The sequence below is a fragment of the Streptomyces sp. NBC_00647 genome (assembly GCF_045207245.1).
GTDB lineage: Bacteria > Actinomycetota > Actinomycetes > Streptomycetales > Streptomycetaceae > Streptomyces.
This window is the reverse complement of the sequence record NZ_CP109040.1, coordinates 9,726,917-9,744,076: the sequence shown is the minus strand read 5'-3', so window position 1 is coordinate 9,744,076 and position 17,160 is coordinate 9,726,917. Positions and strand designations below refer to the sequence as shown.

Here is a 17,160-nt window from a genome sequence, read left to right as displayed (position 1 = left end):
TCGAGCGCGCCCGCACAGCGCGCCACCGATCGAGAAGGAACACTCGCGATGACACTGATCCATACCACCGGGCGTCTGATCGCCGCGGCGATCACGACGACCGTCACCGCCGCCACCCTGGGAGCGGGCACCGCATTACCGGCGCACGCGGCGTCGCCCGAGGGCCGGGTGCTGCACACCGGGTCGGCTGCGGCCGTCCCCGGCAGCTACATCGTCACCCTCAAGAACTCGGCGGGCCTCAAGGCCGCCTCCACCACCGGGAGGAACCTGATAACCGGCTACGGCGGCAAGGTGAAGCGCACCTTCGGCTCCGCGCTCAACGGCTACACCGCGACCCTCACCGCCACCGAGGCCCGCAGACTCGCCGCCGACCCGTCCGTCGCCACTGTCGAGCAGGACCAGAAGGTCCACGTCGACGCCACCCAGTCCAGCGCCCCTTGGGGACTGGACCGGATCGACCAGGCGGCCCGCCCGCTGAGCGGCACCTACACCTACCCCGACACCGCAGGCGGCGGGGCGACCGTCTACGTCCTGGACACCGGCGTCCGGATCTCCCACTCGGAGATCAACGGCCGGGCCTCGTACGGCTACGACTTCGTCGACAACGACTCCACCGCCCAGGACGGCTACGGCCACGGAACCCACGTGGCCACCACCGTCGCGGGCAGCACCTACGGGGTCGCCAAGAAGGCCAAGATCGTAGCGGTCCGGGTCCTTGGCAACGACGGTTCCGGCACCACGGCCGGAGTGATCGCCGGGGTCGACTGGATCACCGCCAACCACACCGGCCCCTCCGTGGCCAACGTGTCCCTCGGAGGCAGCGCCAGCACCGCACTGGACACCGCGGTCAGCAACTCCATCGCCTCCGGAGTGACCTACTCCATCGCGGCCGGCAACTCCGGCGCCAACGCAGCGAACTACTCCCCCGCCCGAGTGAGCAGCGCCATCACCGTCGGCGCCACCACCAGCAGCGACGCCAGGGCCAGCTACTCCAACTACGGCTCCAGGGTTGACCTGTTCGCCCCCGGGTCGAACATCACCGCCGGGTGGAACACCTCGGACACCGCCACCTACACCGGCTCGGGCACCTCGTTCGCCGCCCCGCACGTGTCGGGCGCGGCCGCCGTGTATCTCACCAGCCACCCCACGGCCACTCCGGCCGAGGTCGCCGACGCGCTGGTCAGCGGCGCCACGTCCAACGTCCTGACCGGCATCGGCACCGGGTCGCCCAACAAGCTCCTCAGGCTCGTCGCGTAACACCCCGCCGATTCGGACGGGTCGCCCGCCGGGTCCCCGTGGGCCGCTGAGGCCTTCGGGGATCCGGCCACGGCCCGGTCGGGTCGGCCAGCGTCCGGAGCCCGATCGCGCGGTCCTGGCGTGCCGGGTCCTGGAGGCCGATGACGGCACCGAGGGCGCCCCCACGCATGGCGCGAGGCCGTGGAGGTCGTCGCGATGGACGGGTTCACCGGCCTCGAGAGCGCCGCCGCTGAGGAGATCTCCGTCGCGGTCGCGGTGATGGACCCCTTCCACGTGGTGCGCCTGGCCGGCGACGCCCTGAACGACTGCCGCCGCCACGTTCAGCAGACCACCCGCGGCCGCCGCGGCCGTAAGAACGACCCGCTCCACAGTGCCCCGGCGAACCCTGCACACCGGTGCCGACCTGGTCACCGACAAGCAGGCCGCCCGACTCACGGCCCTGTTCGCCATCGATGCACGTCGAGGTCGAGGCCACCTGGGGCATCTACCAGCGGATGATCGCCGCCTACCGGCACCCCGACCCAGCCGCGGGCCGCGAGCTGATGGTCAAGCTGATCGAGTCGCTCAGCGCCGGCGTCCCCAGGCCGCTGGTCGAGATCGCCAAGCTCGGCCGCACAACCAGTGATCTCGAGTTGAACTGGCCGCAGGTGAGGTGCTGGGGCGGATCGGCGTCGGCTGCCCGACCAGGGACAGCGATGCGCAGACGCAGCCGGAGGCCCGATCCTGTGTCACCGTTCGCAGTGGACTTCTTCGCCTACCCGCTCAGATCGGTCAACGGCGCACCCGATAGCGCAGGTGAAGCACCCGGTTGCCCTGAATCACCACGTCAGGATCCTCCAACAGGTGCTGCGCGTGGACCGACCCGAAGTAGCGCTTGCCGGACCCGAACACAACGGGTACGACGTCCATGCGCACCTCGTCGATCAGGCCCGCGGCAAGCACCTGGCCACCGACGTCGCCGGCGGCGACCTCGACCATGCGGTCACCCGCAAGCTCCTGCGCCTTGGCCACGGCCGCCTCGACGCCGTCGACGAAGTGAAACGGCGCCTCGGGGTCCCAGCCCTCGGGCTTCGGCCGGTGCGTCACGACGACCACGTGGTCGATCCCGCCCGGAGGCTTCCCGTCCCAGCCGTCCGTCATGTCGAAGACATGGCGGCCGACGAGTGTCGCCCCGATCTGGTCCCAGTACGGCCGGGTGTAGTCGTAGGACGTCCGCGACACCTTCAGCTCGCCGCTCTCGTCCAACGGGACGTCACCGCTGGACAACCAGTCGAACAGCGGTCCGGGCTGGTCATTCTCGTCCGCGATGAAGCCGTCCACCGACACCGAGCTGTACATGACCACCTTGCCCACGGGGCTCTCCTCAGCTTTGGGATGCCCCCAAATTAGCGTGTCGCGAGCTGTCGCTCTTGTCAGAAATCAATCGGCCGGGAGCGGCCAGCTGTCCAGCGCGTGGCCGGGATGTTCGCGCAGGAACCGCCGCCGGACTTCGACGTACCGGGTAGGCGTGAGCCCGGTGAACGCCCGGATTTCGCGGCCGAAGTGGGCCTGATCGAAGTAGCCTGCGCCCGCGGCGAGGTCGCCCCAGTCGATCGGTCCGGCGGGGTTGATCGCGAACATGGTGGCGGCGAAGCGGTGGGTGCGGGCCAGCCGCTTCGGTGTGACGCCGATGAGCTCTTTGAACCGCTGTGCCAGATGAGTGCTGCTGACACCGGCTGCCACCCTCAAGTGGCCGATCGCCACCGCCCCGCTGGTCGCCGCGATGACGCTGCTCGTATGGCGGACCAGCCACAGGCCGGGGGTCTCGCACAGCCGTCGCATCAGCTCCTCCGGAGGGTAGAGCAGTCGACCTCGTCCAGCGCGGGGTCGAACACGTCCGGCGGGATGTGGAGTTCGTCGGTCGCGTAGGCGCCGAACCGGAGGATGTGGGAGTCAGGTGGGGCGAGAGCCGGGCCAGATCCTCGGCGGTCACCTGCCACCCCTCGGTAACCAGCTGCCGGATGACCTCCATCATGTCGATCGCGGTGTGGAACACGATCAGGTTGCACAGCAGCGAGTTCCATTTGACCGGCTTTTCCTACTCGGCCGGGTCGTTCTCGGCGATCACGCCCTGGTTGCCGAACCGGGGTCCAGGCCGAGAACCCCTTGTGGGCCTCGGCCTTGTTGGTGGCCGCCGTCACCCCGTGCCCGCAGCCCCGAGTCGGCGAGGAACCGCAGCAGCGCCACGGTCCGCATCACGCGCCCGACCTCAATGAACGCCTTGTAGATGTGGGCTTTGCGCGAGTTCGACGACAATCGGCGCATCAGCCTCACCGAAGACACTTCGCATGGTGAAGAGCCCGTTTGCCTCACAGGAAGACGGGGACTCGTGAAAGGAAATGGGGACGCCCGCAGACGACGTCCCGTCATCGGAGGACGCCATGATCATCCTCGGACTCATTCTGCTCGTCGTCGGCCTCATTGCGGGCATGGGAATTCTTTGGACCATAGGGGTCGTCCTGGTCGTGGTCGGAATTCTGCTGTGGATTCTGGGAGCGATAGGACATGAGGTCGGCGGACGACGCCACTACTGGTAGTGGCTGACCGGTAACCGCCGTTCCAGAGCGTTCGTCAGACCAAGATCAGCGATGTCCCGTGGGGACGGACATCACTCACGGACATCGCTATGGGCTGCACGCCCCCGCAGCGGTTCGGTGCGGCCCTCCATGATTCCCGAGCCCCGGCCGCCTGGTTTCTGCGAACGGCGAACCCGCCGGGCGGCCGGCTCTTCCGCTCCCGGAGCCTACGGTGCGTCCGAGAGCACCTCATCGCGCAGCGACGCGCACGTGCTGCTGAGCAGACGCGACACATGCATCTGCGAGATGCCGAGCTGGTCCGCGATGCAGCTCTGTGTCATGCCGCAGAAGAACCGCAGGTAGAGGATCGTCCGCTCGCGCTCGGGAAGTGTGCGCAGAGCCGGCTTGACGGCTTCGCGGTCGACGACCAGGTCGAAACCTGCATCGGACTCGCCCAGCGCGTCGGCCAGGGTGAATCCGTTGTCACCGCCGGGCAGTTCGGCGTCCAGGGACAGCGTCGCGAAACTGTCCAGGGCTTCCAGACCGGTGCGTACGTCGTCTTCCGTCAGGTGCGCGCACTCGGCGATCTCCGTGACGGTGGGCCGACGGTCCGAGAGCGTCGGTGCGAGGTCCTTCATGGCGGTGCGCACCTTGTTACGCGCTTCCTGGACCCGGCGCGGCACGTGGAGGACCCACATGTGGTCGCGGAAGTGACGCTTGATCTCTCCGACGATGGTCGGGACCGCATAGCTCTCGAACGCGTTGCCCCGGCTTGGTTCGAAACGGTCGACGGACTTGACCAGGCCCAACGCGGCGACCTGGGTCAGATCCTCGACGGACTCGCCCCGGCCGCGGTACTTGCCGGCGATCCGTTCCGCCATGGGCATCCACGCCTGCACGATTTCGTCACGCAGAGCCTGTCGCTCGGGTCCGTCGGGGAGACCGGCCAGGTGGGCGAAGGGGGCGGCGGTATCGGGGGCGTCGTGATGCGTATGCCGCTTCGTGGTGATCGTAGGGCGCATGGTGCTTACAACTCCCTCAAGGGGTTGCCGACTGGGCGGAACACCATGGGGCGCACGCACGAGCGACGCGAGACACCGTCTTCCGGAGCTGACCGCTCCCACGGACGTGCCTTCCGTCCGAAGCACTAATGTGGGGTTGCCCTCGCGTCGACCCGGTAAACCGATTTCGAAATGGCGTGACGCTGGGGCATCGACCGGTCCTGAAGCGTGATATTTGCGGGCCGATTCAGTAATGCCGACAATTGCGCGTCGTGCATCCCGCAGGCCTCTTCGGGAGGGTGATTCCCGAGTTTGAGATCACGGCCCGCACATCCTGATCACGAGCCGGAATCCGGACGGCCTGGAGTCGTCCCGAAGAGGCCTCCCGAAAAGCGCTCCGAAACGCTTTCCTGGCCGGTTTAACGAAGAGGTTGCCGAAGACAGTGTCGTGAGGACCGTTCGCCGGGAGAGCGCCTCACTACTCGCCGAGCGTCATCCAGTTCCCCGGCTTTTCGAGCGGTGCGAATCCCACTTCGGCGTAGACACCGTGCGCGTCCGCCGTGGCCAGCAGCACACGGCGCAGTCCATAGGGGGCGAGGTGGTCTCTGACGGCAGCCACGAGAGCGGTGCCCAGGCCTTTGCCACGTACGGCGGGAGCGATGTAGACGTCGCAGAGCCAAGCGAACGTGGCCCGGTCGGTGACGACTCGGGCGTAGCCGGACTGAGAACCCGAGGCACGGTCGTAGATGCCGAAGTTGAGAGATCGGGCGATGGCCTGGTCCTGCTTCTCCCGGGAGCGGCCCAGAGCCCAGTACGCGTCCTGTGACAGCCACTGATGGATCAGCGCGTGATCAAGACGCTCGAGGGCGGTGGAGATTTCATACGCGGCCGGAAGAACCCTGTTCATGTCCGCATCCAAGCAGCCCGGATCCGGACAGGCCAACGGATTCCTTCGAGACCGCGGTCCGGCCCCAGGAGAGCGCGCCGGGCAGAAGGCCGAAAGGCATATGACCGGGGCCGGGACCGGGACCCACCCCTGTCCTCCGCTCAACGGGGTCCTGTGGTTCGACCTTCACGCCGGCTGGCTTCCTTGCTGGCTTCCTGTCCCGGGTGGGGCGAGGCAGAGGTCGGGCGAAGCACCTGGCCCTGTCCGCGGGACTGGGCCGGGATGCGAAGGGCGCTGCTTCCGTCCCGCCAGGCAGCGAGGAGCACGGCTCCGAGCCGGTCCTCCAGGAGCGTGGTGGCCTGGACGCCGAAGACGACGTCCGGCTCCAGCGCGGGCTCGCTCTCCAGCAGACCGCCCACCACGTCATGGCGCACGACCTGTTCGTGGACCGCGTCCGCCTCGACGTGCTCGTCGTAGAACCGGATGGCGGCCGGACCGGCACCGGTGCGGCGCAGCGCCTTCGCCAGTCGGCGCGAGCCCGGGGAGGACGTCACCTCGACGGCGGCGAAGTGTCCGACGAGCGCGCCCCGCAACGCCCGGTGCAGCCCGAACAGGGACATCAGGTTCACTGTGGCGAGTGCCGCGGCCGGGGCGGCATCGAGGTAGTGGCCGTATGCCGTCTCCAGGCCGAGGTCGTCCATGAGGTCGGCGAACAGTCTGGCATGGATCTCCTCAGGGCGCCCCGCACCGAATTCGTCGTACTCGACCGCCACCATCGCCGCCTTGGCGCGGCCGTGCAGCCGGGGGATGACCCAGGCGTGCGGGTCCGCCTCTTTGAGGTGGTACAGCGAGCGCAGCGCCGCATATTCCGCCAACTGGCAAGGTTCGCCGTCGCGTTGCAGATAGTGCGAGACGCTCGTTCCGTCGTGGCCGACCAGCTCGATCTGCAGATCGTCGAGCGCCTCCTTCACCGTGACCGGGCGTGGGACGTCGGCACGCAGAGCGGCGAGAAAGCTCTGTTCGAGTGCGCGGCGCAGGGCCAGAAGGCCGGGGTCCCACTCACGCTCTTCGTCCACGCCCTCGAAACCTTGGTAATGGAGTTCGTACAGCACATACAGCGCGAGCTGCAGATCGTCACCGTAGGGATCGACACCGGCTGCCCCTTCTGGTCCCGGCGCCGGCTGCCCGTGCCCGAGAGCCGAGACGACGCCGGTGGACAGCGGTCCCCGCGGGGTGGGCAGAGGCGGGCTGGACCGTCGGGCCTCTTGTCGGGTGGACATCACTCGACTCCCCTCGGCCCGGCTGCCTGTTCGGCCGCATCACCGGGCTCGGGTCCGCGGTCCGCGGGCGCCCCGACGGGCCCGCTGGTCTCGCCGTCCGGCTTCACACGGCGGCGGTGACTGGTGTCGCACCACGGATAGGTGCGGCTGCGTCGACAGGTACAGATGGCCACCATGAACCGGCGGGAGACAGTGACGCTGCCGTCCTTCCCGATCACCTCGACCGGCCCCTCCACGAGCAGCGGCCCGTCCGGGTCGACCCGGACACGGCGCGGTCGTTGTTCAGGCGTGTTCGGCACGGATGACCACCAGCTCTTCCTCGACCTCGTCGCGGACCAGACCCGTCCGACGCAGCCACGGCAGACGGGACCGGAGCACCGGCCCGAAGGGCACCATGGCCCTGTCCGTGACCACCGGAGTCATTCCGGCGCCCGTGAGCCGGTCCAGGGTGGCGTCGACACCGCAGAGCCCCGAGTGGACCACGAGCAGTACACCGGTGGGCCGCAGCGCCGCGGGGGCGGCATCGCAGATCCGGTCCACCAGAGTTCGGCCGTCGTGTCCCGCGTCCCAGGCCCGGGCTGCGCCTTTGCGCGGGGGGCGGGCGTCGGGTGAGGGCACGTAGGGCGGATTGCTGATCACCAGGTCGTACGACCGACCCGCGACCGCGGCCGTGAGGTCGCCGTGCCGCACAGTGACGTGTGCCCGGGCCATGAGGGCGTTGAGGCGCGCGGTCAGCACGGCCCGTCGGGAGATGTCGACGGCCGTCACCCGAGCTCCCCGTCTCGCAGCCTCCAGCGCCAGGGCACCACTGCCCGTTCCCAGCTCCAGCACCTGGGTGCCGGACCCCATGTCCTCACGTCGCAGCGCCTGCGCGAGCAGGCGTGTGTCGTACTGGGGCCGGTACACCCCGGGGGGCGCCAGCAGAAAGGGGGGAACCAGGGGGCGAACGTCTGGGTGGTCACTGCCTGTCTCCGATGTCCGGGTACGGCGCGGGACGACCTGGGTCCTCCTGTCGCGCACCCATGCCGAGTCGTTCGAGGAATCGCGGAGGCGGACGCCTCGTGCGTCCGCAACGACGCCGTGCTGCGGTGCAGCCCTCCGTCGAGGCGAGTCCTGTCCCTTTCGGCACTCGGGTCCCGTGGCTCTCTTCGCACCGAGTGCCCCCGCGGCGGCGAGCCATACATAGATGGCAGGATTACGGGAGATGCAGGGATACAAGGGGTTCCTTCAGGTTTCAGGGCAGTCTGCGAGGATGTCCGTATGGACGTGCGGAGCAGGAACCGGACGGTGACCGGCCGAACGGCCGGCCCCGTCGTGACACTCGCGCACGGATACGGGTGCGACCAGAACCCGTGGCGGCTGGAGCGCGATGCCACCGCGGTGCTGTTCGACCCCGTGGGGTCGTGGCGCCCGGATCTGCCCTCCTGGCGCGAGCGGCGCCACACCGCGATCGCGGCCTTCGCCGGAGCCGGGCTCTGATGTGCAGGACCGACGACAACGGGACGAGCGAGAGTCCTCCCCCTCGCTCTCAACCGATCGGCGACCAGGCCGTGTTCTCCGCTTTGCTGGAGGACAGCGCGGAGGACCTGTACGAACACGCGCCGTGCGGCTACCTCTCCACGACGCTGAACGGCCGCATCGCGAAGATCAACCAGACTCTGCTGAACTGGCTCGGCTACGAAAACAGCGACTTGGTGGGCCGGAGGGATTTCTCCGATCTGCTCACCGTCGGCGGCCGGCTCTACCACGAGACCCATTTCGGCCCACTGCTGCGCCTGCAGGGCGAGATCAGCGGCATCGCCCTGGAACTCAAAACCGCTGACGGCGACCGGCTGCCTGTTCTCGTCACCTCCATCCTGCGCACGGGCAGTGACGGACAGCCGCTGCTGATCCGCACCACGGTCTTCGACGCCCGGGACCGGCGTACGTACGAATCCGAGCTCTTGCGTGCCCGTCAGGAATCGGACCGGGAACGCGAACGCCTGAAGAACCTGAACGCCACACTCCAGAAGACGCTGCTGCCCCCCACCCTGGTGGACGTGCCCGGCCTGGACGTCGCCGCCCACTACCACGTCGCCTCCACCGACGAGGTCGGCGGTGACTTCTACGACGTGTTCCCCCTCGCCTCCGGCACCTGGGGATTCTTCCTGGGCGACGTCTGCGGCAAAGGAGCCGCCGCCGCGGCCGTCACTTCCCTGGCGCGCTACACACTGCGCGCGGCCGCCGTGTACGACCCCGATCCCGCGGCCGTGCTCGCCAACCTCAACACCGTCTTGAATCATGAGTACAACGGCGACGACCCGCGCTTCTGCACCGTCATCTTCGGTCTGCTCACCCCGGACGGAGACAAGGGCGGCTTCCAGGTCACCCTGGCCGCCGGTGGCCACCCGCCGGCCCTGCTGATGCGTTCCGACGGCCGGGCCGACTACCTGCCAACCCCCGGCGGGCAGCTGATCGGCGTCCTGCCCGACGCCGACATCGCCACCACCAGCGTCCGCCTCGACCCCGGGGACACACTGTTCCTCTACACCGACGGTCTCACCGAAGCCCACGCCGCCGGCCCCGACGGCCGCTACGGCGACGAAGCCCTGCTGAGGTTCGCCCAGGAGCTCGCACCCACAACCGCCCGCGACGCCGTTGCCGCGATTCAGGAGTTGCTCGACACCTTCGGGACCGGCGTGGACGACGACACCGCAGTCCTGGCCTTCAATGTTCCCCGACACACCGGCGAAGAGCGGACATGACCCACGGACTGACCTCTCTGGCCAGGACAGCGGAGTAGGACCCGTACACCCATAGGGTGATCGCATGACTGCCCCGTTGAGTTCCACGAGGACCCGTGCCGCGCTGCGCGCGTCCGCGCGCATCTCGGTCGATCTGCTGCTGGTTCTCTTGATGACCGGGGTGGCTCTGTGGGTTGTGGGGCGGATGTGGTCGGTGGTCTGGCCACTGATCGTCGCTCTGTTCCTCACCACCCTGACCTGGCCCCTTACCCGCTTCCTGCGCCGGCGCGGCTGGCGCCCCGCACTCGCCGCGTCAGCAGTGACCGTGCTGTTCCTCGTCGTCGCCCTGGGCGTCGTCGCTCTGATCGCGGTGCCGGTGGCCTCCCAGACCGGTGAGCTGACCGACGGCGTGGTCCAAGGGATCCACAAGGTCCGCGAGTGGGCCGCGGGGCCACCGCTGAACATAGGCGACGACCAGATCTCGAAATCCTCGGACGCCGCGATCGACCGTATCCAGAACAGCGTCGGCAGCGTGGTGACGGCGCTCGTCACGGGCGTGAGCACAGTCGTGAACGGCCTGGTCACCGCCGTACTGGCCCTGTTCCTGATGTTCTTCTTCCTCAAGGACGGTCCGAGATTCCTGCCGTGGCTCACCCGTCAACTGCCGGGCCGCCTGGCCACGGACGTTACGACCGTGGCAGCGCGCGGCTGGGAAACGTTGAGCGCGTTCGTACGTTCGCAGGCACTCGTCGGCCTGCTCGATGCCGTGCTGATCGGTGCCGGCCTCTGGATCCTGGGAGTCCCGCTGGTCCTCCCGCTGGCCGTTCTGACGTTCGTCACCGCCTTCGTCCCGATCGTGGGCGCCGTCTTCGCCGGCTTCGTCGCGGTCCTCATCACCTTGGTGTCGAACGGCCTGACGGACGCGCTGATCATGCTGGCGATCATCGTCGTGGTGCAGCAACTCGAGGGAAACGTGTTCCAGCCCATGATCCAGAGTCGCGGACTCGGCCTGCACGCGGCGGTGGTGCTGCTGGCGGTGACGCTCGGCGGCAGTCTGGCCGGTGTTGTCGGGAGCCTGCTCGCCGTACCGGCTGCCGCATTCATCGCCGTGATCTGGAAGTATCTGCGCGAGCAGCTCAGCGACGTGCCACCGCAGCCGGAGGCGGAGCTTCGAGCCGGTACCGCCGGCTCGTCCTAGCGCGTCCTCTCGGCCGCGAGAGACGGCCGTGCCGCATGCCCGCGGACGCACTCGGATTCCTGATCCGGACTGGGCACGAACACGGCAAGACCCGGTGGCCTCCTCTCCCCTGCGGCCCGCGACCCGCTGACATGCCTGTTTGAACGAACCAGGCAAGGTCACTCAAGGGGTGGGTCCGTGAATCCCCGGACCCGGCGCTGATCGTTGGGACAACAGCGACCAGCGCCGCCGCCGCATCCGACGTCCTGTCCACACGGCGGAACGCGATGGCATGGCAACGGCAACGACGTCGTCCCGCCGGCCGAACCGACGCACCGGCGCGATACACCGCAGGGAGCATGGCGGGCCGGACCGCACGGCTCCGAGGAGGCGGGCAGCATCAGCTTCGTCAGCTTCTGGGCAAAAGGGTCCCGAGCGGGCCGAGGTCGAGGTTGAGATCTTCCGGACGCACTCCGTGCTGCTCGCAGAGTTCGGCCATTCGCTGGTCGAGCAGCATCAGCGTGGTCCCGATCTCGTCAACCTGCTCGTCGCTGAGGTCACCCTGCTCGACCCGGCGAATCGCCTGGCGCTCCATCAGCTGCCGAAGCAGTTCGACCACGGTGAGTACCAGGGCGACCAGGTCGCGCCCCATCTGGTCGGAGTCCAGGTCGAGTCGGGAACCGCTCATAGCGGGCCGCCGTCCGCCCAGGGAGCCGGGACGCGCTCGTTGACGGACGACAGCAGCGCATGAAGGGACAACCGCACCAACGGGACGTCGGCGATGGCGATGACCAGATCCCCACTGATCACCACGCCGGTCGCCAGGACACGGTCCAACAGGTCGACGAGCGGTACCCCGATGGGGCCGCTCAGGGGCCCGGAACTGTCCCAGGGCACCACGTCGCGCGTCATGTCTACACCTCGCCAACGAATGAGTAGGGCACCCACGGCCCCGACAGCTCGATGTCCGCCCCCGTGCGTTCCCGCAGTGTCCTTGCCAGCAGGGCGAGTTCCTCAGCGCGGTGCTCGGCCACCAGATACGTCGCATTGAGGACCTGGATCCGGCGTTCCCCCGAAGGCTGGACGTGCGGCCGCAACCTGCGGGACGCCGTGGCGAGGCCCCGGACTTCGGTGTCCACCGCTTCCGCGGTCCTCAAGGCCTCCTCCTGGCTCTGCTCGCGGCGCTCTTGCGCCCCTCGCTTGCGGTTCAGGTAGGCGAGGCCGGCTCCGGGCGCAGGGCGCGATCGGTCGGTCGGCGTGAGATGCCGGATCGGCGCCTGCCCCGTGTCCTCTCGCGGGCAGGGCGGCGCGTAGACCTTCACACCCCATTCGGCGTGGTGCGCGATGCGCTTGAGCGCGGCGTTGAACCGACCCGCTTCCTTGCCCAGCGCCTCGCGCGCCCTCTCCTCATCGTGGTACAGCGTGGCCATCGGCAGGGGAACCGTCGGGCAGCGAGCCGCGGCCGCAGAGACGACGTCGTGGTGGGCGCGCGCGTATCGCTCCAGTTCACGTTGGTCGGACAGGCGCGCCTGCCAGACTTCGTCGGTGAAGTCGCTCGCCCGGACGGTCTGGACGATCGCCGTCAACTTCCCCAGCGACAGTGAACTCACAGGCGCCTCGTCCGTGACACCTGGCAGTCCGACGACGGCCGAGAGGTCCGGATTCCAGCAGACAGCGAACACATAGATGGCGTTGGCGCCCGCAGGCACAGGGCCGCGCTCCGTCATGTACTTCGGTCTCCTTGTTCCTTGCCGGGTGAGTTCGGGGGGCGTTCGGGGCGTTGCTGTGGGGCCTTCGATGTCGCTATGTTTCGGTTGCCTCGGATTCGAGTTCCTTGACCCGCTCGCGCAATTCGCGGTTCTCGTCCTGCAAGGCGTCGCGGGAAGCACGCGAGCTGAGTGCCGGATCATTTTCCCACCAGTCGATTCCGGCCTTCTTCGCGGTATCCACGGATGCCACGAACAAGCGGAGCCGAATGGTGAGCAGCTCGATGTCAAGGAGATCGATCTTGATGTCCCCGGCGATCACGATGCCTTTGTCCAGGACGCGTTCGAGAATATCGGCGAGGTTGGTGGTCTGAGGGCCGGAGACGGGATAGGACCCCTGCCGGAAGTCGACGTCAGTCACGGCGTCGCCTCTGTCCTCTCCTCTTCCTGGGAGCGTCCTCCTCTTCCTCCGCCTCCTCGTCCTCCGCTCCCTCTTCGTCCTCGTCCTCGTATGCGTCCTCCGCCCCCTCCTCGCCCTCCTCGTCCTCGTCCTCGTACTCGTCCTCCGCCGCTCCTTCGTCCTCGTCCTCGTCCTCGTCCTCGTATGCGGAGTCGGCACCTTCCTCCGCATCGCCTTCGCCCTCACCGTCACCCTCGGGCTCTTCGCCCTCGGATTCCTCCTGCTCAGCCTCTTCCTCTTCCACGGCGTCCTCATGGGACACGACGACTTCGCCGTCCCGGATTTCGCCGCGCCACCCCTCGGGTTCTTCATTGGTGAGGGTGACGTACCGCTGGAAGTTCTTGAAGTCCAGTCGCATACGGCGCCCTTGCGCCCGCCAGAGGTTGCCCGTCTTCTCGAAGAAGCCGGACGGGTAGTACTCCACCACCAGGACGATTCGCGTCAGGGTGGGCGCCAGCTCATGGAAGCTGACCGCGCCGCGGGTGGTGCCCTTGGCTCCCTCAGAGGTCCACACGATGCGGTCGTCAGGAATCTGCTCCTGGACGGTCGCCTTGAAGCTGCGCGACGAAGGACCGACTTTGACCTTCCAGTCACTCCCGACCTCATCGGCCTTCGAAACGTCGCGAACACCCTTGGCAAAGCTGCTGAACTTGTCGTACTGCGTCCAGTAGTCGTACGTGTCCCGCAAAGGCACTCCCACATCGAGAACCTCGATGATGTTCATGACCTTGCCGCCACTGGCCTTCCGTTTCCCCTTCCCCCCGCCACCAAAGACACCCTTGGCCTTCTCCACGACGTTGTCCTTGACACCCTTGGCCTTCTCCGACACGAAAGCCTTCACCGGTGAGTCGCCTTGGAGGATGCGGGAGCCGATCGCGGGAAGGGAGCCACTCTCGGCCGCATCACTGAGCTGCCCGGTGACGTCCGACAGTTTGTCGCCGGCCTTCTCGGCAAGATTCTCCACCTGCGCGGACAAGAACTTGGACAGCTCTTCACGAACCCGGTCCGCACCCGACGTTCCCTCTGCAGGTTCGTCTCTCTCCGTCTTGGTCATCGATGTCTACCTCCGACGATCGGCGCGCTTGGATGCTGCCCGCTTCGATGACGTCGTCTTCCTGGCCGCGGTCTTCTTGGCCGGAGCGGTCTTCTTCGCCGCGGTCTTCTTCGATGCCGTCTTCTTCGCCGCCGTCTTCTTGGCAGCCGTCTTCTTCGCCGCGGTCTTCTTGGCCGGAGCGGTCTTCTTCGCCGCCGTCTTCTTCGCCGCCGTCTTGCCGGCCGCCGTCTTCTTGCTGGGCGCGGTCTTCTTCGCCGCTGCCCTGCTGGAAGCGGTCTTCTTCGCCGGTGCCGTCTTCTTCGCCGCCCGAGGCTTCTCTCCGCCGGCGGGAGCGGCCTTCTCGCGTGCCGATGATGCGGGTGCCTTGCGGGACCGGTCCGATCGCGAACTGCGGCGCCTCCGCGGCTTCGCTTCCGGTTCTTCCTCCTCCTCTTCCTCCTCTTCCTCGAATTCGCCTTCCGGCTCTTCCTCTTCCTCTTCCTCGGCCTGGTCCTCGGCCTGGTCCTCGTCGTACTCGGCCTCGGGCTCTTCTTCCTCCTCCGGCTCTTCCTCCTCCTCGTACTCCTCGTACTCGTCTTCCGGCGCGTACTCCTCCTCGTCCTCCTCGCCCTCGTCCGGCTTCTCGAGGAGTCGGGACGTACGGTCGCTGAGGCTGTCGGCAAGCGTGGCCATGCCCCGGTCGGCGGCGGCGGTCATGGCCTTGCGCCCTGCCTCCAGCACTTCCCCGCGCAACTGCTCCTGCAATTCGGCGACCTGCGGAATCTCCCCCAACCTGCGCATTCCTTCGGCGGCGAGCTGGCGAGGTTCGAGACCGAATCGCCGACCGGCCAGGTAGGTCGCAATGGACAGGGCCAACCGGCCCTTCTTGGTACGACCCAGCACGTATCCGCCCACTACAGCAGCGGCGAGGGCCACCTTTTCCTTGTCATCCATGATCGCGTCACCTTCGATCGTTCGGCCCGGAACAGGCTTGAGCGGCATGCAGCCGATCGAGCAGCCGTTCCTCTTCTCGTTCGAACTCCTCCAAGCTGATGTCGCCCTCTTCAAGTTCCCTGTTCAGCACGGCCAGTTGGGCACGGAGCACTCCTGGGTCGTGCAACTCACGCTCGGCTGCGTCATTGAGCTTCTCCGCCACCCAGACGACGCCACGGACCGGCGCGAGGGGCAGGGTGAGCAAACCGGTGATCAGTCCCATCTCAGACTCCGACGGTTCGGGCAGGAGCGCCTTCGGCGGAGACGAAGCTGTAGCAGGGCAACGGACCCGAAAGGCGGAGCTCCACCCGGTCACGGTTCGTGCGAGCCAACTTCTCGGCCGTCCTACGGAAGGCATCGCTGTCACCGCGGTTGACGAGAAACGACGCATTGAGCACGCATCCCTGGACCGCGGGCCCCGAGGCCACCGCACGGGCCTTGGGTGTGAGCTCGCGCAGAATACGCCGACCGGCTTCGGCGGCCCTGCTCTCCAGAGCGGCCGCGATGGCCTCGCCCAGTCGCATGCTGGCTTCGTATCCGGGCCGTCGACGCACTTCGTCCCGCAGGCGACGGACGTTCTTGTCCTCCGCCACAAGGCTTGCCAGCGCGTCCTGCGCCGGGAGCGCCTTGACGTTGACCTCGACCCCGTCGGAGAGGTGTTCCAGCGCAGCCATGTGGTCCGCCTCGCGGGCCCTCAGCTCGCCGCGCACCGTGTCCTCGTCGCGTGCGACCATTCCGAACCGCATCGGCAGTACCGGACCCTGTTCCGACAGGCGCAGCAGTAGATCCTGGTGAGCGAGGAGATCGCGTCGTCTGGCGCGGAGCTTGGGAGGAGCCTCACTCACGACAGCGGCGACCCGCCCCTGCCGGATCGCCCGCAGCGAGGCAGCCGGGTTGCCCACACCCGTCGCGTCTACCGGCAGTGGCCCTTCCGCCCGAATGATCGCGTAGACGTACACACCATCGGCTGTCACAACTCACGCCTCCGCATGTCGTCGTCGACTGCTACTGCTGCTGCTCCGGGCCGGAGCGCGCCGCTTCCTCGGCCGTTCCTGCTGCTCTTCCTCGTCCTCGTCGGACTCGTCGGAGCCGTCGTCGCGCCCCCCGACCGCCTTGCGAACGGTGTCCCCCACCGTCTCCGCGGCCTTACGGACCTTGCGCTTGCCGATGGACTTGGCGGCGCCACCGCTGAGCAGCTCGGGGATGGTGGTGCTGCTGGAGTCCCGCTCCAGGTCAAGGCGGTTGCACGCCTCCGCGAATCGCAGGTATGTGTCGACACTCGCCACCACGATGCGCGCATCTATCTTCAGGATCTCGATGCCGACCAGGGACACCCGGACGAACACGTCGATCACCATGCCCCGGTCAAGAATGAGCTCGAGCACGTCGTACAACGTGCCGGCGCGCGGTGGGCACGCCACTACCTCATCGGAGTAGGTGGTCGCAGGCATAGGGTGTCCTTCCGGTTGTGAGGCAAACCTGAGTGGTCACTCATCGGCGGATCCCCGCCGATAGCGGCGGACCCTGCGGTACTCCATGAGTTCACCGTCCTGGTCGAGCCGCACCTCGTACGACGCGAGGAGGCTCGTCGTGTCGGGAATCCGCGGCAGCTCGAGGACGTCCACGACGACACACCAACCGTCGTCCTCACGCCCCACCGCTGATACACCCTCGGTGGGATGGCCGATCAAGCCCTCCAGGCTCCGGCAGGCAGCACGCGCAGCTTGTTCCGCTCCACGCACGGGCTGCGTGCGGCGAGCGGTTGTCGTCGAGGGTTTCCTGGTACGCGGACGACGCTCTTCTGCCATGAACACAAGTCTGGTACGTCTCCGGCCAGGCGCACCTTGAGTGGACCAAGCGAGCGTTCGTACCGGCCCGCCGCGCCGTGCCGTGCCGCTGGATCAGCACCCGCGGCACGTCCGGATCTCTGGACAGGCCAGGTCGCCGTGGGTGTTCCACGTACTCCCCACCCCCGGGACACCGGTCTGCGGTCGGGCCCGAAAGCTGTCACCCTGGCTTCAGCCGGTGATCAATGCTGAGGAGTCTCCATGGCACGGACGGGCGGGCGAGGCACGGGAGCACCGAGGCT

The 17,160-nt window shown here is 67.8% G+C and carries 23 protein-coding genes and 3 pseudogenes; 7 read left to right on the top strand and 19 right to left on the bottom strand.

Annotation, left to right across the window (positions count from 1 at the left end; genetic code table 11):
- Positions 1-48 precede the first annotated feature (48 nt).
- On the top strand, positions 49-1,257 hold the full coding sequence (locus tag OG788_RS42975) for a S8 family peptidase (protein ID WP_406376308.1): 1,209 nt from the start codon (positions 49-51) through the stop codon (positions 1,255-1,257).
- A gap of 156 nt (positions 1,258-1,413) precedes the next feature.
- Positions 1,414-1,874, top strand: a pseudogene (locus tag OG788_RS42970) (transposase); the annotation flags it as partial.
- A gap of 154 nt (positions 1,875-2,028) precedes the next feature.
- On the opposite strand, the gene OG788_RS42965 reads toward OG788_RS42970, so the two are convergent.
- The 4 genes and pseudogenes from OG788_RS42965 to OG788_RS42950 all read right to left on the bottom strand — a co-directional run bounded on the left by OG788_RS42965 (position 2,029) and on the right by OG788_RS42950 (position 3,666).
- Positions 2,029-2,610, bottom strand: coding sequence for a dihydrofolate reductase family protein (locus OG788_RS42965; protein WP_406376307.1), 582 nt, complete (start codon positions 2,608-2,610; stop codon positions 2,029-2,031).
- A 66-nt stretch (positions 2,611-2,676) separates the two neighbouring features.
- Entirely contained in the window at positions 2,677-3,078 is a 402-nt protein-coding gene (locus OG788_RS42960) for a helix-turn-helix domain-containing protein (RefSeq protein WP_406376306.1), read from the bottom strand.
- Positions 3,079-3,202: 124 nt separating this feature from the next.
- Positions 3,203-3,316, bottom strand: a pseudogene (locus OG788_RS42955) (hypothetical protein); the annotation flags it as partial.
- Between the two features lie 44 nt (positions 3,317-3,360).
- Positions 3,361-3,666, bottom strand: coding sequence for a Tn3 family transposase (locus OG788_RS42950; protein WP_406376305.1), 306 nt, complete (start codon positions 3,664-3,666; stop codon positions 3,361-3,363).
- Positions 3,667-3,677: 11 nt separating this feature from the next.
- On the opposite strand from OG788_RS42950, the gene OG788_RS42945 reads away from it, so the two are divergent.
- Entirely contained in the window at positions 3,678-3,833 is a 156-nt protein-coding gene (locus OG788_RS42945) for a DUF6131 family protein (RefSeq protein ID WP_406376304.1), read from the top strand.
- 206 nt (positions 3,834-4,039) lie between these two features.
- Here OG788_RS42945 and OG788_RS42940 read toward each other — a convergent pair whose 3' ends face one another.
- The 5 genes from OG788_RS42940 to OG788_RS42920 form a co-directional block, all read right to left on the bottom strand.
- Positions 4,040-4,834, bottom strand: a complete 795-nt coding sequence (locus OG788_RS42940; RefSeq protein WP_351555717.1) for a SigB/SigF/SigG family RNA polymerase sigma factor — start codon at positions 4,832-4,834, stop codon at positions 4,040-4,042.
- Between the two features lie 457 nt (positions 4,835-5,291).
- Positions 5,292-5,720 carry a GNAT family N-acetyltransferase gene (locus OG788_RS42935; RefSeq protein WP_406376303.1) on the bottom strand — a complete coding sequence of 143 codons (429 nt, stop codon included), beginning with the start codon at positions 5,718-5,720 and terminating at the stop codon, positions 5,292-5,294.
- A 140-nt stretch (positions 5,721-5,860) separates the two neighbouring features.
- The gene (locus OG788_RS42930) at positions 5,861-6,979 is read right to left on the bottom strand and encodes an iron-containing redox enzyme family protein (RefSeq protein ID WP_406376302.1); all 1,119 of its coding nucleotides are present in this window, start codon (positions 6,977-6,979) and stop codon (positions 5,861-5,863) included.
- Positions 6,979-7,278 carry a CDGSH iron-sulfur domain-containing protein gene (locus OG788_RS42925; protein ID WP_406376301.1) on the bottom strand — a complete coding sequence of 100 codons (300 nt, stop codon included), beginning with the start codon at positions 7,276-7,278 and terminating at the stop codon, positions 6,979-6,981. Before OG788_RS42925 ends, OG788_RS42930 begins: the two co-directional genes overlap by 1 nt.
- A complete protein-coding gene (locus tag OG788_RS42920; RefSeq protein WP_406376300.1) occupies positions 7,262-7,885 on the bottom strand; it encodes a HemK2/MTQ2 family protein methyltransferase in 624 nt (207 codons plus the stop codon). Before OG788_RS42920 ends, OG788_RS42925 begins: the two co-directional genes overlap by 17 nt.
- Before the next feature lie 381 nt (positions 7,886-8,266).
- On the opposite strand from OG788_RS42920, the gene OG788_RS42915 reads away from it, so the two are divergent.
- The 4 genes and pseudogenes from OG788_RS42915 to OG788_RS42900 all read left to right on the top strand — a co-directional run bounded on the left by OG788_RS42915 (position 8,267) and on the right by OG788_RS42900 (position 10,900).
- A complete protein-coding gene (locus tag OG788_RS42915; RefSeq protein WP_406376299.1) occupies positions 8,267-8,458 on the top strand; it encodes a hypothetical protein in 192 nt (63 codons plus the stop codon).
- A pseudogene (locus OG788_RS42910) lies at positions 8,458-8,910 on the top strand (PAS domain-containing protein); the annotation flags it as partial. The gene OG788_RS42915 and the pseudogene OG788_RS42910, both read left to right, overlap by 1 nt.
- Before the next feature lie 102 nt (positions 8,911-9,012).
- Positions 9,013-9,723 carry a PP2C family protein-serine/threonine phosphatase gene (locus tag OG788_RS42905; protein ID WP_406376993.1) on the top strand — a complete coding sequence of 237 codons (711 nt, stop codon included), beginning with the start codon at positions 9,013-9,015 and terminating at the stop codon, positions 9,721-9,723.
- Between the two features lie 64 nt (positions 9,724-9,787).
- Positions 9,788-10,900 (top strand): AI-2E family transporter, encoded by a 1,113-nt coding sequence (locus OG788_RS42900; protein ID WP_406376298.1) that lies wholly within the window; start codon positions 9,788-9,790, stop codon positions 10,898-10,900.
- Positions 10,901-11,288: 388 nt separating this feature from the next.
- On the opposite strand, the gene OG788_RS42895 is transcribed toward OG788_RS42900, so the two are convergent.
- The 10 genes from OG788_RS42895 to OG788_RS42850 all read right to left on the bottom strand — a co-directional run bounded on the left by OG788_RS42895 (position 11,289) and on the right by OG788_RS42850 (position 16,879).
- On the bottom strand, positions 11,289-11,567 hold the full coding sequence (locus OG788_RS42895; RefSeq protein ID WP_351130956.1) for a gas vesicle protein K: 279 nt from the start codon (positions 11,565-11,567) through the stop codon (positions 11,289-11,291).
- Complete coding sequence (locus OG788_RS42890) at positions 11,564-11,791, bottom strand: gas vesicle protein (protein ID WP_351555683.1); 228 nt, start codon at positions 11,789-11,791, stop codon at positions 11,564-11,566. Before OG788_RS42890 ends, OG788_RS42895 begins: the two co-directional genes overlap by 4 nt.
- Before the next feature lie 2 nt (positions 11,792-11,793).
- On the bottom strand, positions 11,794-12,606 hold the full coding sequence (locus OG788_RS42885; RefSeq protein ID WP_406376297.1) for a GvpL/GvpF family gas vesicle protein: 813 nt from the start codon (positions 12,604-12,606) through the stop codon (positions 11,794-11,796).
- Between the two features lie 76 nt (positions 12,607-12,682).
- Positions 12,683-13,006, bottom strand: a complete 324-nt coding sequence (gene gvpJ, locus OG788_RS42880; RefSeq protein ID WP_351555677.1) for a gas vesicle protein GvpJ — start codon at positions 13,004-13,006, stop codon at positions 12,683-12,685.
- Positions 12,999-14,099, bottom strand: coding sequence for an SRPBCC family protein (locus OG788_RS42875; RefSeq protein ID WP_406376296.1), 1,101 nt, complete (start codon positions 14,097-14,099; stop codon positions 12,999-13,001). Before OG788_RS42875 ends, gvpJ (OG788_RS42880) begins: the two co-directional genes overlap by 8 nt.
- Before the next feature lie 6 nt (positions 14,100-14,105).
- A complete protein-coding gene (locus OG788_RS42870) occupies positions 14,106-15,032 on the bottom strand; it encodes a histone protein (protein WP_406376295.1) in 927 nt (308 codons plus the stop codon).
- Positions 15,033-15,039: 7 nt separating this feature from the next.
- Positions 15,040-15,294: a gas vesicle protein GvpG gene (locus OG788_RS42865; protein WP_351557129.1), complete on the bottom strand. Its 255-nt coding sequence runs from the start codon at positions 15,292-15,294 to the stop codon at positions 15,040-15,042.
- A 1-nt stretch (position 15,295) separates the two neighbouring features.
- Positions 15,296-16,045 (bottom strand): GvpL/GvpF family gas vesicle protein, encoded by a 750-nt coding sequence (locus OG788_RS42860; protein ID WP_406376294.1) that lies wholly within the window; start codon positions 16,043-16,045, stop codon positions 15,296-15,298.
- Between the two features lie 3 nt (positions 16,046-16,048).
- A complete protein-coding gene (gene gvpJ / locus OG788_RS42855) occupies positions 16,049-16,522 on the bottom strand; it encodes a gas vesicle protein GvpJ (RefSeq protein WP_406376293.1) in 474 nt (157 codons plus the stop codon).
- A 36-nt stretch (positions 16,523-16,558) separates the two neighbouring features.
- Positions 16,559-16,879, bottom strand: coding sequence for a gas vesicle protein (locus tag OG788_RS42850; RefSeq protein WP_406376291.1), 321 nt, complete (start codon positions 16,877-16,879; stop codon positions 16,559-16,561).
- Between the last annotated feature and the right edge of the window lie 281 nt (positions 16,880-17,160).

Coding starts and splice junctions, on each gene's coding strand:
- OG788_RS42975 (WP_406376308.1), top strand. CDS start 49: ATGACACTGATCCATACCACCGGGCGTCTGATCGCCGCGGCGATCACG.
- OG788_RS42960 (WP_406376306.1), bottom strand. CDS start 3,078: ATGCGACGGCTGTGCGAGACCCCCGGCCTGTGGCTGGTCCGCCATACG.
- OG788_RS42950 (WP_406376305.1), bottom strand. CDS start 3,666: ATGACGGGACGTCGTCTGCGGGCGTCCCCATTTCCTTTCACGAGTCCC.
- OG788_RS42945 (WP_406376304.1), top strand. CDS start 3,678: ATGATCATCCTCGGACTCATTCTGCTCGTCGTCGGCCTCATTGCGGGC.
- OG788_RS42940 (WP_351555717.1), bottom strand. CDS start 4,834: ATGCGCCCTACGATCACCACGAAGCGGCATACGCATCACGACGCCCCC.
- OG788_RS42935 (WP_406376303.1), bottom strand. CDS start 5,720: ATGAACAGGGTTCTTCCGGCCGCGTATGAAATCTCCACCGCCCTCGAG.
- OG788_RS42930 (WP_406376302.1), bottom strand. CDS start 6,979: ATGTCCACCCGACAAGAGGCCCGACGGTCCAGCCCGCCTCTGCCCACC.
- OG788_RS42900 (WP_406376298.1), top strand. CDS start 9,788: ATGACTGCCCCGTTGAGTTCCACGAGGACCCGTGCCGCGCTGCGCGCG.
- OG788_RS42895 (WP_351130956.1), bottom strand. CDS start 11,567: ATGAGCGGTTCCCGACTCGACCTGGACTCCGACCAGATGGGGCGCGAC.
- OG788_RS42890 (WP_351555683.1), bottom strand. CDS start 11,791: ATGACGCGCGACGTGGTGCCCTGGGACAGTTCCGGGCCCCTGAGCGGC.
- OG788_RS42885 (WP_406376297.1), bottom strand. CDS start 12,606: ATGACGGAGCGCGGCCCTGTGCCTGCGGGCGCCAACGCCATCTATGTG.
- OG788_RS42875 (WP_406376296.1), bottom strand. CDS start 14,099: ATGACCAAGACGGAGAGAGACGAACCTGCAGAGGGAACGTCGGGTGCG.
- OG788_RS42870 (WP_406376295.1), bottom strand. CDS start 15,032: ATGGATGACAAGGAAAAGGTGGCCCTCGCCGCTGCTGTAGTGGGCGGA.
- OG788_RS42865 (WP_351557129.1), bottom strand. CDS start 15,294: ATGGGACTGATCACCGGTTTGCTCACCCTGCCCCTCGCGCCGGTCCGT.
- gvpJ (WP_406376293.1), bottom strand. CDS start 16,522: ATGCCTGCGACCACCTACTCCGATGAGGTAGTGGCGTGCCCACCGCGC.
- OG788_RS42850 (WP_406376291.1), bottom strand. CDS start 16,879: ATGGCAGAAGAGCGTCGTCCGCGTACCAGGAAACCCTCGACGACAACC.